This is a genomic window from Halobacteriovorax sp. ZH5_bin.2 (assembly GCF_043196375.1).
Lineage (GTDB): Bacteria > Bdellovibrionota > Bacteriovoracia > Bacteriovoracales > Bacteriovoracaceae > Halobacteriovorax_A.
This window is the reverse complement of record NZ_JBEBMJ010000006.1, coordinates 1-13,129: the sequence shown is the minus strand read 5'-3', so window position 1 is coordinate 13,129 and position 13,129 is coordinate 1. Positions and strand designations below refer to the sequence as shown.

The following is a 13,129-nucleotide window of genomic DNA, read 5'->3' as shown; positions in this document are numbered from 1 at the left end:
TAGGACAAACTTTTCTTTAGATTTCTTAAACCCATGTCTTACTCATTTCTCTTATAATGAAATATCTTTAATTAAGTGAGGCAATATGCAAGGCCAAGGTGAGCATCAAGATAAATTCAAAATCATTAAAGAAATTTTTAATATTAATCAACACATCAGTGGTGAAGAATATATTAAAGAGCTGTTAAAGAATATCGCGAGGTATCTAAATATCGACTTCATCTTTGTAGGAAGACCAAAGGAAGGTAAATCGAGTGTGATCGTTACAGATTTTGCGATATCAAATGGCCAATTTATTGATAATCTTGAATATGATCTAGAAGGTACTCCCTGTCATGATGTTATCACTGGTAAGCGCGTTTGTATGCACGCTAATAATGTATGCTTAGAATTTCCAGAAGACCTAATGCTACAGGATATGGATGTTGATGCTTATATTGGAGCTCCAATACTTCTTCCCTCTGGAGACTTTCTTGGGTTAATTATATTTTTAAGTACTAACCCTATTAAAGATCCTAGTTTTCTGGAATCTGCCGTCGACCTTTTTGCAAGTCGAATAGGAGTTGAATTGGCAATGATTAGCGCTAATCAACGAATTGATGATCTCAATGAGATAATAGCTAAAGAAGTGAAAGAAAAAGAGGAGGTGATTAAAAAGACCCATGAGACTCTTCTTGAACAAGAAAAGCTTGCGGCCCTAGGGCGTCTGACAACAGGGATTGCCCATGAGATAAGAAATCCTCTTAATCTTATTTTAAATGCCGGTAAGGTTGCTAGCTCTATTAATACACGTCTGCTAGAAGGTGATACTAAGAGGTTAAAAGATCTCAATAAGGCCCTTGGTATTATTACAACTCATAGTTTAAGGATAAAGAATATTCTCGAAATTATGTTAGATACCAGAGTCAACGGTAAAAAGAGGTATTCATTAAAGATGCTAGTTGAAGAGTCGTATAAGTATGCTCAACATGCTTTAAGTTTGCAAAATGATGGGGTTGAAATTAAGTTCAAGCATTCTCTAAATACGAGTGAGGACCTTCATGTATTCACCAACGATATCCAATCAGTCTTTATCAATCTCTATGAGAATTCTATCTACGCTCTTCATAAGAAATATAGTCGTTCACAAGGGCAGCCAATTCTCTCAGTTCATACATACGAAAAAGGTCAAGATATTCTAATTGAAGTTAAGGATAATGGGGTAGGGATTGCTGAGAATATATTAAATAATATTTTCGAACCATTCTTTACGACTAAATCAGGCCGAGAAGGCTCTGGGCTTGGCATGTCGATTATTAAATCAATTGTAGAAAAAAATAATGGTGAAATCTTTGTCGAATCAAAAGAAGGTGAGTTTACAATTTTTAAGATTCGTTTTCCTAAGGAGAGTTCATGATAAGGGTTCATGTCTTACTCGTTGATGATGAAGAGGATATCCTATTCATTTTTGAGCATATTTTTGAAGATTGGGTTAGAGCAATTAAGATGCTCCTTTCATTTTCAACTTCTGGTGCTGAGGCATTAAAAATTCTTGAAAGCGAAAATGGCCATGATGTTATCCTGATCTTATCGGATATCAATATGCCAGGTCTCGATGGATTTGAACTCTTAAAGCAAGTGAATGAGAGATTTCCCAATATTGATACAATTATGATTTCTGGTTACTCAAGTGCTGCCTACCATAAGAAGGCATCTGAATTAGGAGCTCTTGACTATTTTGAGAAACCCGTCGACTTTGAAAAGCTTATGAAATTATTGACGGAACGCTATCCCGAATTAAACTAGAAAGCATTACATTATCCAATATTTTTAGTTACCTCATTTAGAAATAAGTGCTAGGTTGAAATCATGTTCTTTCAAAAATCTGATAAAAAATGGAAAAAGGTTCTAGCTGAACCAATCGATAAACAAAGTAAGTTTTTAAATAAAATTTGCAAGATCAATAAAAGAGACTCGCTTGTTCTTACAGAGCGATACTTCGATGGTATTGATTACCCGTTAATGGCCGAAATTTTTAAGTCTGTGAAGACGATCATTTCTCGTGGAGAGTTTGATCCTAGTTTTCGTGACTTAATCTATGACCGACTCCTACGTATTATTGATATTGAACACCTGTACCCAGAAGAATATGAAGATGGAAATGAGTGTAATGGTGATGATGATAATGTGATCTTTGGTGAAAATTACCATGTCTACACTGCTTGTTATGACGATCTAGATCTTCTTATTAACTTCATCAATTCAAGAGATGATATTAAGAGCGTATGTGATTTAGGATCAGGCACTGGCCGTGCTCTCTTGTATATGGCCCTTATGATGAATAAGAAATTGAATTATCTAGGACTTGAATTAGTCGATGAGAGAGTTCAATTTACAAACTCTGTCTCTGAACATTTTCAATTAGATCACGTTAAATTTCAAACATGTGACTTCTTGGAAAATCCTGAAGCCTTTGCAGGCCATGATGTTTACTACCTTTATGATTCCGTCGGCACAGAGAATGTTCCAAGACTAGTTTCTCATTTTAAAGATCTAATTGATTCTGGATCAAAATTCTACTTACTCTTTATTTCTGGTTGGGATGAGATCATGCTAAATGCACTCGATAATCTCTGCGGCCTAAAAAAGATAGAGTCCCATACTAGTCGTAAACAGGAAGGGCGTGTTGTAAATTTCTATAGTACTTAGAATCGATACTCAACACCTATACTAAAGCTCGTCTCAAACTCATTACTCTCTTGTCCCGTAAGGCTATATTGGTGTCTACGTTGATTGAGTGTTCCATTGTCTGCCTTTGCTTCAGCAAAGAAAGAGAAACCGTTCGCTCTACCAACATCATATTTCGACTTAATTGAGATACCTCGGCCATCTTGATCATTAAAATATGTTTTGACATATGTTTGCCAGTCGTCAGCTTTATATGTAAAGCCCAGACCTACTTCGTTGGCCGATTCCCCTAAAAGAGACGTCTCAAAAGAGAAGTGATAAGTCATTCGAGATTGTGTTAGTAAACTAGCTGAGATTTTTCCGCTAACTCCTCTTTCATTTAAGAATGCTGCAAACTCTGGCCAAGTGATCTCCCCAAGAGGTGTTTCAAAGGTATAAGTATCAGTGTAATGCTTATTCAGCATAATCTCATCACTAAAGGCATTTACAGCTTCCCAAGTTCTACCGGAAAGGAGAGTGGCCAAGAATGAGATATTGGAAATGAATTCCTTTGTTGAGTTGATTTCATCTTCTTCAATTAGGCCTTGTTGATGAAGGGCATGGGCATAGTGGGCCAAGTCGCTCATATTTGAGTTTGGGTCATACTGATAGTAAATAGTAGAGATAACTTTGTTTAAAATATAGTGAAGAGCATCACTTTGATCAAATCTTCGATTGATGATACTTTCTTCTGCAATATCTTCGGCCAAGCTTATCTGGGAATTAATTCCTGCCGCTGATATTACTGCTTCCTGATTAGGTGTTGTCCCATCAATAGAGTAGCTTACAGCACCGCGATTATAGGTTGACATAAATGCCAGATAGAAAGCACCAACGCTATGATATGCTTCATCGCCAACCCATAATTGAATCTCACTTCCACCGAATTCTTTTACAGCTTGTGCATGGGCCACCTCGTGAACTAAGGTATAATTTGTACGAGAAATCCACCAAGAGACTACTTGATGGGCCATGTTGATCGAGGCCCTAACAGCAGTATGCTCGTTATAACGTTTATGATCAGTGATAACGTTGTAAAATACTTTACTAACGTTTCTTATATTATGGTACCACTCGACGGCACCATCTCGATTAAAGCGATTCTTAGAGAAGCTTAGAGTTGAGATTTTAAAATTACCTACACTTTCCGCTAGCTCATCAAGGTCTTGATCACTCAAGTCAATTCCGAAGTTGCTCCCTGTTTCGTCAACAAGTACCTTAAATTCATATCGTTCCTTATCTAGTTGAGATGCATAGACATCATCCTCTGTAGAGGTATTTGTGACCGCACAGTAACTAGACTGCTGTCCAAGAATTAGACAAAGAAATAGGGCGTACATCATGCTAACGATGTGATTTTGGGTATTTTTCAAATTCATGAAGTTATATATCGCAAGTCTAATGCCAACTGATTCTTTGAATTTCTAGGAATATATAGAGCTAATTTAAGTTTTATTAAATGCCTATGCCAAATAATATAGAGAGTGGAGGCATCATGAAAAAATTGGTTATCTGTTCAGACCTTCATGAAGGTTCTGAAAAAAATATTCGTTCAGGTTATAACTTTGCCAAAGCACTCGGGTTAAAACCTTCGCTCTATCATATTGATACAATCTCTCCTCAGCTAGAAAAACAATTTCACTCGACATCCACTCGTTCCCGTCGAATTAAGGATCCTGTGTGGAGAAAGAATATTGAAGAAACCTCACTTGAGATGGTGAATGCAACTTTGGGACGACTCAATATTTCTAAAGAAGATATTGAATTTGAAAATTTTGAAGGCTCAATAAATGAAGGGATTGAGCACTTAAGTGAAGACCCGGATATGGAAATCATATCGGTCGGTGCTAGTCATCACGGTGAACTTCATCGCTTCTTTCTAAACACATTTGCGGAGAAGTCATTGTTCAATTTAAATAGAGATGTACTCATCACTAAGACCTCTGTCGAAAATTTTAAGAAAATTACTTATCTAATACCTTATGAGTCTCTTGATGAGGAAAACCTTGCAACAGTCGCTCATTTAGCAAAGTGTAATAATGCAAAGGTACATATGGACTGTATCGTTCCATTAAATTTCGTTAGTTATAATTTAGAAGTCTTTCCTGATGGGCCTTATCCTAGAGAAGTCCTAACTAACGAAATGTCTGAACTTCATAAAGGGGCCGAAGATGAGTTACAAAAGGCAGTGGCAATCCTAAAAAAACAAGGGATTGATGCAAGTTATACGTTAAAGATGATTTTGAATGCTGAACCCGGACAGCGACTAGAAGAACTCATTAGAAGTGAAAAATCAGACCTTGTGGTTTTGAAACCCCAACACTATATTTTTGAGCACTTATCACTAGGAAGCGTAACGTTGGATATAATGAAAAAAACGGAATGCAACTTATATCTTCTCCATGTTTAGGCAACATCCTCTTCGATGGTTCTCTTTAATTCACTAAAGTCGACAGGCTTATTGAAGTAGTGTTTTATCTCAAGCTTGCTGACTTCTTCTAAAGTTTTTTGATCTCCATATGCAGACATCATGTAGATTAAGATACTAGGGAATTGTTTTTTTACTTCTTTAACAAGTTCAATTCCATTCATATTAGGCATGTTGATATCTGTCACAAGAACAGTGATATCATTTCCTTCTTCACTATGAAGCTTTTTAAGTGCATCTTCCCCAGAAAGAGCAAAGTGAGTCTTAAACTTCCCATCTAAGACATCCTCTTCGAAAATCATTTCAATAAGATCGAGTAGCGCCTCTTCATCATCTACAAATAGTATACTAGTCGCCATCGCTATGCCTCCATCGCTCTTTAGGGATATTTAGGGTCACCTCTGTCCAGTGTCCAATATCACTCTTAAATGAGATATCAATTTTATCATTTTGAAGAAGGAATTTTGCGATTGCAAGGCCTAGGCCTCCTCCTGTCTTTTGGGACGTTGAGGAGAAAAATGGAAGAGTGATATTTTTAACATAGTCTTCAGATATACCAATACCAGTGTCATGTATCTTGATTAAGAGTGCTTGGTTTGTTTTGTTAACTTCAATGCTAACTTTTATTTCTTTTTTTATACTTTCTTTTGCCTCTTTTATTGCGTTAATTGAGTTTTTAAGAATATTTTTTAGGGCCTGGATAAAATTTGGCCCAGTAATAAATAAATTATAATCCTTGATGTCCTCAGGAAGAGTTAGCTTGATTTCTTGTTCTTTTAGCTCCTGCTTAAAATCAATGGTCATACTCTTATCGACTAGCTTCTTTACATTAAAGATTTCTTTTACATTAGAGACGGAGCGAAATGTAAGATCAATTGTCTCAACGATATCATTAATACGTTTGTTAGCATCCCTCATCACAGAGAGTAGGGTTTCAATTTTTTCTAATCTTTGTTCTTTTCGAAAAATTTCCGCTCTTAAAATTTGATACGAGTTTAATGTAAGAGTTAACGGGTTTTTAAGTTCGTGGGCCATACCTTTTGTTAGTTCAAGAATACGCTGAAAGTTGGCCCTTTCTATTTCACCTTCCTTCTTCTTTAATAGCTCCTTTGCCTGCTTCTCAACGATCTCCATAAGCTCCATTTCTGTAAGCTTTCTTATGGTGATATCACAAATATATCCTTCTAGGGCCACCAGCTCGTCATTTTCAAATATACCAATACCTTGCTCCCAAACATAAATATAATGTCCTTTCTTGTGCTTTACTCGATACTCGATAGTAAAGAAGGTTTTATTATCGATGGCCATCTCTACTTCTTTCGATACCCTTGTGATGTCATCTGGATGGTAAATATCTGGAAAAGATAATTCCTTGTTATTGATAAATTCCTCGGCCTTATAACCTAGGATCCTCTCAACCCCTGAGGTCATAAAGAGCATTGTCCAATGCTTATCATTTAGACATCGATAGGCAATGCCATCAATATTTTCTAAGAGAATGTCGAGATTAAGCTTGTTTTTCACAATTTCTTCTTCGGTAACGACATATATAGAATGGATTAAAGAATGTTTAATTAAATAATTAACTCAAGTGATTGGTATTACTAGAAATTAAAGGCCGTTCACTCTATGTACACAGGCGTAGATATTTCAAATCTTAAGTAATTTATCAAAAATTCATTTAATCTCAATCTTACAACTATGATGAAACTACTTAAAACTCTATTCTTATGTATTTCAATTTTATGGAGTACTGTTCAGGCCAACACTTTTGATTATCAGTGTATGGATGCTTATAAGGATAAGATCGAGTCTTTGTATCCTAAGGATCAGTCTGCCAATGAGGACAAGAATGATTGGGTATATAAGTTAAAAGGCTATTACTGGCTAGCAAAGGTTGTTAGTCATCCTGTTGCAGTTTTCATTGTGGCCTTTGTTCCATTTTCAATACCTATTGTTCTCGGAATTACAGCGGTTGCTTCATTCTTTGATATTTTGAAGAACGAGAAAGGGATCATTGGAACTTATATCATTTTAAAGATGTCGGAATTGTCAGAAGAAGAAATTGCTAATCAGGATATTGACTCAAAAATAGAAGAAGAAGTTCTTGAACTACAAGAGAATAAGTATAGCCGCGAAAACAACCTCTTTTTTACATTCGTTAATCGCGTCAACCGCAAATATAAGAATACAAACTATTCGTACGAAGATGTACGTAAGGCCGTAATTGAGATAGCGACTCAAGATGACGGCCTATGTAAACGTAAGGGAAAAGAAAAGTTTATCTCTCTTAATCGTTTAATCCGTTTAACAAAGAAAAAGCTTAACTCTAATAAAGGTTTAACTAAAAATGCGCTTTAGATTATTATCACTTTTGATCACTTTTTTTATCTCTTTTAATGCTCATGCGGAACTATGTACTGAAGATCAGGAACTGTCTTCGCTTCAAGAAATTGCGAGACTAATGCAAGTGATGAGTGTCGATGATATTTATATTACGAATATAATGGACTTAAGGAAAGAACGTATCAGGGCCTACGTAACTCAGGTTAACCGTATCGAACGAACTTGCTCTTCAATTCCGATCTATAGGGCCATTATTAAACTTTATGAAAATATCAACTATCCTAGTGTTTATTTAAAGTATGTTCTTTCAAATCAAAGAAGAGACCTCAATATTAAAGAATATGTAGTTGGTGATGAATGGAATCGTACTCATATTGGTGAAAATGACACTCCAGATGTTGAAGAGCTTAAGAGCTCAATCCTTATCACTGGTCTTGGTGTTGTGAATACAGCGAATAAGCTAACACTTACAAATGTTGGAACAGCTTTCTATCTTGGTAAGTATGAAGGTGAGCACCTTGTTGCAACGGCCGCCCATGTTATTGATCGCGAAAATTTCAATGATATGCTCTTTCATTTTATTGCAGGGCCAAAATTTTCTTTGAAGGCAAAAGAGCTAATCTTCTATAGCGATGATATTGATTTTGCAATTGTATCAATCAATATGGAAGATAAGGAAGCAATCCTTATGAAGACTGTTTCTGCAGTTAAGCTTAACTTCGATAAAGTAGCTGAAGAGGGAACACCTCTAACAACAGTAGGGTTCGGTTTCTTTGATAATGAGAAACTAGGACTTGCTCGCTATGAAAACTCTAACGACTGCCAAATCATCTTTGGTGATGATAAAGTTAAAAAGCTTGATAAGGTCTTCTCAATTGCAACAGGCTGTGATGCTTCTGGTGGAGATTCAGGGTCTCCAATCGTTGACCGCAATACTGGAGAGCTAATTGGAGTGATTACTAGAATTCAAACTGAAAAGATTGGACTGACATCAAAGCAATTAATTGAAGAAAAAGAAGAGAATGCTTCAAGCATTTGGAATGATGGAAGCTTTGCAACTTCGATGAAATATATCAAGGCAGAGTTAGAGAAAATGAATAATCCAATTATTAAGAGCTTATTGGAAATTTAATGAAAAAGATACTTCTTGATTTGTTATATGACAGTTCAGCACTCGTTAAGTTTTGCAAAAGTAAGGGCATTTCAGTACCAAGGAAATATTCATCAATTCGTAAAAATGATATTAAAAAGAGCTTAAGTGATGAGTCTATATATACTCGTCATGATGAGAAGAAAAATAAATACTTTTATCAATTCTTTCCTTCATACGATATAGGTCTAAGAATTATAAAAGTTGATGTTCAAGTTGCTCCAAAATGGTCTCTAGGTGAGACGAAGGCCATGGTTGAGGATGTGTTTAATAATGTTAAACGCATTAAAAGGGCCCATTTCTATGTTCCAGTAAATTCTCGATTATATAATCAGTTGCTCGATTTAGGTGGGAGAAGTCGTGGTGAGGAACTTTTGGCAAGTGTTGATGATGGCCTAAAGTATCTTTCAAAATATGAGTATGATAAAAATGTTAAAGTCGTGAAACTCAACAAAGACTTAAGTGACGAGGTAGCCGATATTGAATATCTTGCTCACAAGTTCAGCACAACATCACGCTGTGAGAACTTTCCTCGTAAGATGTTTCTTGGTTTTGTCGAGAACCTTATCAAGTATAATGTCGATGCATTAGTTGCTGTTGAGGATGGTAAGGCGATTGGCTTTATTGTTCCAAGTATTTCAAGGACTAATGTTGGCCATATTATGTCAATCTCTGTTCACCCAGATGCTCAAGGGCGAGGCGTTTCAAAACTCTTATATAATGAGGCCTTAAAATATTATAAGAAAAAGAAAATATCAGTTTATGCTGGTGTTTCATCGACCAATGAGGTTCTTGGCTTTTCGAAAAAGCTTAAACGAAGAGCAATGTTCGCTTATATCGAATTAATACGAAAATAAAAAAACCTCCGTTCGGAGGCATTTCTTAAAAATACTTTTCAAAGCAATAACGATTTATATAATTCTTATCTTTTATAAAGTGCATAAGTGCTGCTACTTGTGAGCACTGTGCTAGGGTGATTGTTTCTTTTTGTTTTTCAAAACATTCAAGCCCAAGGCGAGTGATATCTTCTGTGTAGGCCTGTGCCTCAGCATGAGCTAGGCATTGATCAAAGTTAAAAGCTCCACCAAACTGTGTGCCACAAATTGCGCGGGCCTTGTTTTTGTCTCTCATAAAGATCATTTCTTCTGCCACTGACATACATTGTTCATAAGTGATTACTGTTAAGTATTTCTCCTGACAGCGATAGAGCATTGGAGTGATATCTTTTTCATATGGCATTTGAATCGCAAAGTTCACACAGCCTTGAAATTCATAATCGCAACTTGTTTGATCCTCTAGGCAACCTGCTGATGCATTTAGAGTAAATAGAATGGCAATTAACGATAAAATCTTCATTTGTCCCTCTCATTTTTAGATACACCTACTTAATTAACTCTATTTAGTTTATTTGACACTGCTTCTTGTAATACTTACTTAAAAGGGGCGCGGGCACCTATCGAGATTTCAGTGGGTTAGTGGTGATTGTTGCTCAGATAAGTTAATTATTTAGGGACTAGTAACCGATAGGAATAGTAGGAGATATTTTATTTAGAAGTTTTTGGTTTAATGGGGAGATTTTTATAAAAACCTTAGAGGCAGAGTTACTCAATTTGGCCAAAGAATGTCGTCTTTACTCACGTGGTAAAAATCAATCACTATGTCTAAATCGTGTTGCTAAAACCTTGGAATCTTTAACAAAATCAGTTGATCAATCAGCAATTTCACCAGAGAACCCCTTAACAGCAAGAGAGGCAGAAGTGCTGGAGTTGGTCTCACTTGGTTACACAAATAAAGAGATGGCCAATGCTCTTTCAATATCAGAAAAGACTATTGAGTATCATATGAGCTCTATATTCAAAAAAACGCAAGCTAGTAAGCGAACTGAAGCTGTCACAAATGCTCTAAAATTCAAATGGTTAGAGGCGTCCTAGGGAAGTCCCTAGGTGAATTAATTTGAAATAACAAATAAGCTTACAGTAGATAATAACTGTAGGAGAAATGATGAAAGATCAATTAGAAGAAGTACTTGGAAGTTTATACAAAATTGTTTGTGATGAATCTGTTGATGAGATCAGTGTCGGTGCCTATCATGATGTATCGGTAAAAAGGCTTGACGGGTGGCAGTCTGTTCAATGCTTCAATAATAAAGATGAGTACGAAAGAGTGATCAATTCTCTTAAGGAAAATTTCGGTATAACTGATAAACAGGTTTCTTTTTCTAGGTACATAACAGAAGTGCTAACTGTTTCAGTTGTTCTTTCGCCTATATCAATCAAAGGACCAGCACTTAAGTTAACAAAACTACCTAAAAAGATTTTATCTCTAGAAGATTATATTTCATTAAATGCACTTACTGAAAAAGGAAGAGATGTCATAGAGAAGATCGTTGAATCAAATAGAGGTGTTCTTTGTGCAGGAGACTTTGGCTCAGGTAAGACGACTCTTTATAATACAATTCTAAATCTTCTACCCAAAGAGAAGACACTGGTTTCAATTGAAACCACTCCATCGATCGTTTTTTATCGAAACTTAGTGACAAGGCTTATGCCGCGTGGAAAAGATGCTGACTCTATTCTTGAGGTCATGAGTGCTGCGGAAGAGAGTAGGAGTGATTATATTACCCTTAGTTATTTAGATGAAAGATTGAGTTACCCATATATTGATCTCGTTAGAAATAATGCCGTTGGTGTTGCATGTGCTGGTGGTAGTGGCCCTGTTAATACAATTGATCGCTTAATTCGCCAGTCAGTCGTTTCCTCATACGGTTACAACTTAGAAGAGGCGGCCCTCGTGGTTTCTGAAGTTTTCAAATATATTATCTTTCAAGAAAAGAAAGCAGATAGTGAAGATCGATTTATTTCTTCAATTCATGAAATCGTATTTGAAAAAGGTGAAATAAAACTTAAACCACTTTATGTCCCTTAAATGGGGCGCTAAATGGGGCGCGGGTACCAATCGAGAATTCCAATACTTATATTGTAACCTTGAAGTCCTTGAGTCTTTTTAGATATAGTGCAGATATACTTTGCTTTGGAGTGAAGTAGCTCTTCTTTAAAGACTTTCTAATACAATCATCAAATTCAGTATCATACCTTCTCTCTATTAGTTGTTCTGCCTCTGTATAATCGATATGTGGCCGATACTGAAAAAGCTCTGCCTCAAATTTTGAAAAGTGTAGTGATGTGTAAGGATAGTCAATACAAGCTTCAGAGATTCCTGCCCGTATCGGATTTTGGTAAAGGTAGCGATAAACATTATACAGATAATTTTGATCTGCCACGATAGACCACTTATAACGATTACTAAATTTATGATTGATTCTACTTGTCCTCAAAGAAATTAAATAACTAATTCGCCAGTTAAAATGCATCATAAAGCGATCGATATTTTCATCGGGAGTAGTAAGTAGGAGATGGTAGTGGTTTGACATGAGAACAAAACAGTTTATTTGTACCTTTTCTTTCTCTTGTGCATAAATTAAAGACTCTTTACAAATATCCCATACTTCATTCATGGGAATACTAAACCAGTCTCGGTTATTATTTCGTGTCGTCACATGGTAAGGATAATCTCCTTGGCGGATTAGCTTCTTCTTTGGCATTACTTACTTCCTCGCTAAAAAAAATGGCGCTTAGAGCGCCAGATTTTGCTATTTAAGTTTTTTATAGAGCTGATAATTAATACATGCGATTAGAGGTGTTACGATAAAAAGACCTAGTCCAAGTGAAAGCACTGCAAGTAGAGCAAGAACAAGGTAGGTGAGTGTTGCTGCTAATATAATTTGATAGTTTTCTGAAAAGATTTTTCTACTTTTCTCAAGTAGATCCCATGCTTTTGTATTTTGTTCATCTTGTTCAAGACTTAAAGGCATAACGAAGAGATAAGAAGCAAAGAAATAAACCCCTGGAATAATAAAAAGAATAACGCCAAAGAAAGTAATCAGCGTCGATAAAGAGCCCGTTATAAAAATCAAATTGAATTTTTCTTTTGGTATAGAAAGAAAATCGTAAATCGTAAGTTGTTTTTGTGTTTCTGATCTTGTGATCGCTGTGTAAGTTGCTGCTAAATAAAATGGTGTGATAAGGCACGAAGAAAATGGAATAGCGGAGAGTATCCAGACCAGTAGAGTGAAGGCCAGTGTAAAGCCACTGTATATTAAGGCATTGTCTTTATACGTTTGCCATCCAGTATCTAAAACTTCCGATAACTCATTTATTGTTTTTGACTCTTTAAAATTAATTAGTAGTTGATTCATATTTACCTCACTTGTTTGTAGAAGTAATAGGCGCCTAAGATCTTTTACGCATTTAAATTTCACTTTGATATTAAGATTTTTCAAAATGGGGCGCGGGTACGAATCGAGAATTCCAGTAGTTAGTTGCTAAAATCTCATAGGGTATGGGCAAAAGAGGTTTTGGTACGCGGCTGAGGTCAATTTTCCAGTGCAACTCCGGTAATTTGATAAATGAACACCCTTGTTCTAATAAATAATTGCCAAA

At 35.9% G+C, this 13,129-nt stretch carries 15 protein-coding genes; 9 read left to right on the top strand and 6 right to left on the bottom strand.

Going from position 1 to position 13,129, the window contains the following annotated elements:
• Positions 1-85 precede the first annotated feature (85 nt).
• The 3 genes from ABMA76_RS14030 (at position 86) to ABMA76_RS14020 (ending at position 2,688) form a co-directional block, all read left to right on the top strand.
• On the top strand, positions 86-1,396 hold the full coding sequence (locus ABMA76_RS14030) for an ATP-binding protein (protein ID WP_393061909.1): 1,311 nt from the start codon (positions 86-88) through the stop codon (positions 1,394-1,396).
• On the top strand, positions 1,393-1,785 hold the full coding sequence (locus tag ABMA76_RS14025) for a response regulator (protein WP_393061907.1): 393 nt from the start codon (positions 1,393-1,395) through the stop codon (positions 1,783-1,785). Before ABMA76_RS14030 ends, ABMA76_RS14025 begins: the two co-directional genes overlap by 4 nt.
• Positions 1,786-1,848: 63 nt before the next feature.
• The gene (locus ABMA76_RS14020; RefSeq protein ID WP_393061906.1) at positions 1,849-2,688 is read left to right on the top strand and encodes a methyltransferase domain-containing protein; all 840 of its coding nucleotides are present in this window, start codon (positions 1,849-1,851) and stop codon (positions 2,686-2,688) included.
• Here ABMA76_RS14020 and ABMA76_RS14015 read toward each other — a convergent pair.
• The gene (locus tag ABMA76_RS14015; RefSeq protein WP_393061904.1) at positions 2,685-4,085 is read right to left on the bottom strand and encodes a hypothetical protein; all 1,401 of its coding nucleotides are present in this window, start codon (positions 4,083-4,085) and stop codon (positions 2,685-2,687) included. The two genes, ABMA76_RS14020 and ABMA76_RS14015, sit on opposite strands and share 4 nt — an antisense overlap.
• 116 nt (positions 4,086-4,201) lie before the next feature.
• Here ABMA76_RS14015 and ABMA76_RS14010 point away from each other — a divergent pair, with 116 nt between their 5' ends.
• Positions 4,202-5,116 (top strand): hypothetical protein, encoded by a 915-nt coding sequence (locus ABMA76_RS14010; RefSeq protein WP_393061902.1) that lies wholly within the window; start codon positions 4,202-4,204, stop codon positions 5,114-5,116.
• Here ABMA76_RS14010 and ABMA76_RS14005 read toward each other — a convergent pair.
• Complete coding sequence (locus ABMA76_RS14005) at positions 5,113-5,493, bottom strand: response regulator (protein ID WP_392856656.1); 381 nt, start codon at positions 5,491-5,493, stop codon at positions 5,113-5,115. The genes ABMA76_RS14010 and ABMA76_RS14005 overlap by 4 nt on opposite strands.
• Positions 5,483-6,658 carry a PAS domain-containing protein gene (locus ABMA76_RS14000; protein ID WP_393061900.1) on the bottom strand — a complete coding sequence of 392 codons (1,176 nt, stop codon included), beginning with the start codon at positions 6,656-6,658 and terminating at the stop codon, positions 5,483-5,485. Before ABMA76_RS14000 ends, ABMA76_RS14005 begins: the two co-directional genes overlap by 11 nt.
• Positions 6,659-6,835: 177 nt before the next feature.
• On the opposite strand from ABMA76_RS14000, the gene ABMA76_RS13995 reads away from it, so the two are divergent.
• From ABMA76_RS13995 to ABMA76_RS13985, 3 genes are read left to right on the top strand one after another with little or no spacing between them, the layout of a single operon-like run.
• Positions 6,836-7,495, top strand: a complete 660-nt coding sequence (locus tag ABMA76_RS13995) for a hypothetical protein (RefSeq protein WP_392911642.1) — start codon at positions 6,836-6,838, stop codon at positions 7,493-7,495.
• Positions 7,496-7,508: 13 nt separating this feature from the next.
• The gene (locus ABMA76_RS13990) at positions 7,509-8,612 is read left to right on the top strand and encodes a serine protease (RefSeq protein ID WP_392911644.1); all 1,104 of its coding nucleotides are present in this window, start codon (positions 7,509-7,511) and stop codon (positions 8,610-8,612) included.
• Positions 8,612-9,487: a GNAT family N-acetyltransferase gene (locus ABMA76_RS13985; RefSeq protein ID WP_392911646.1), complete on the top strand. Its 876-nt coding sequence runs from the start codon at positions 8,612-8,614 to the stop codon at positions 9,485-9,487. Before ABMA76_RS13990 ends, ABMA76_RS13985 begins: the two co-directional genes overlap by 1 nt.
• Positions 9,488-9,512: 25 nt before the next feature.
• Here the strand turns inward: ABMA76_RS13985 and ABMA76_RS13980 are convergent, their stop codons facing one another.
• Complete coding sequence (locus ABMA76_RS13980) at positions 9,513-9,986, bottom strand: hypothetical protein (RefSeq protein ID WP_392856647.1); 474 nt, start codon at positions 9,984-9,986, stop codon at positions 9,513-9,515.
• Between the two features lie 254 nt (positions 9,987-10,240).
• Between ABMA76_RS13980 and ABMA76_RS13975 the strand changes: the two genes are divergently transcribed.
• Both ABMA76_RS13975 and ABMA76_RS13970 read left to right on the top strand, forming a co-directional pair.
• Complete coding sequence (locus tag ABMA76_RS13975; protein WP_393061898.1) at positions 10,241-10,561, top strand: response regulator transcription factor; 321 nt, start codon at positions 10,241-10,243, stop codon at positions 10,559-10,561.
• Positions 10,562-10,631: 70 nt separating this feature from the next.
• Positions 10,632-11,555, top strand: coding sequence for an ATPase, T2SS/T4P/T4SS family (locus ABMA76_RS13970; RefSeq protein WP_393061896.1), 924 nt, complete (start codon positions 10,632-10,634; stop codon positions 11,553-11,555).
• Positions 11,556-11,601: 46 nt separating this feature from the next.
• Here the strand turns inward: ABMA76_RS13970 and ABMA76_RS13965 are convergent, their stop codons facing one another.
• Both ABMA76_RS13965 and ABMA76_RS13960 read right to left on the bottom strand, forming a co-directional pair.
• On the bottom strand, positions 11,602-12,231 hold the full coding sequence (locus ABMA76_RS13965) for a transposase (protein WP_393061894.1): 630 nt from the start codon (positions 12,229-12,231) through the stop codon (positions 11,602-11,604).
• 48 nt (positions 12,232-12,279) lie between these two features.
• Positions 12,280-12,885 carry a hypothetical protein gene (locus ABMA76_RS13960; RefSeq protein WP_393061892.1) on the bottom strand — a complete coding sequence of 202 codons (606 nt, stop codon included), beginning with the start codon at positions 12,883-12,885 and terminating at the stop codon, positions 12,280-12,282.
• Between the last annotated feature and the right edge of the window lie 244 nt (positions 12,886-13,129).